This window comes from Vibrio sp. 10N.222.55.C6 (genome assembly GCF_041473395.1).
GTDB classification, from domain to species: Bacteria; Pseudomonadota; Gammaproteobacteria; order Enterobacterales; family Vibrionaceae; genus Vibrio; species Vibrio crassostreae_C.
Genome location: NZ_JBFRSD010001168.1, coordinates 1 through 326, shown reverse-complemented (window position 1 = coordinate 326; position 326 = coordinate 1). Strand labels below are relative to the sequence as shown.

Below are 326 nucleotides of genomic sequence, written 5' to 3'. Positions count from 1 at the left end.
CTTAGCAAGCAGTGCAGACAACTTGGCTACACGTTTAACGTGATTACCAGTTTCGCCAGAGCGGGTTTCAATTGCCTCTCCGAGAACATGAATCATATCCTTTTGGATATTCAAGGTCTGTTTCTGAAGCTTTAAGATTCGTTTGTTCTTATTCGCCAACTCTTTCTTTTGGCGCAGAGTGACAAATTGCATCAAGATGATCAGGCTCAAACCCGCAATCACCATCGACAGCCCCAATAACAACTGGAAGTTTTTGCGAATAAAGGATGAAGGCTCGTTAATGAAAACCGCTTCGTCAGGTAACGCGTTTACACTAATCCCGTATC

1 pseudogene is annotated in these 326 nt (G+C 43.6%); it reads right to left on the bottom strand.

The features are described from left to right. Window positions 1-326: pseudogene (locus AB4486_RS28025) on the bottom strand (phosphodiesterase); the annotation flags it as partial.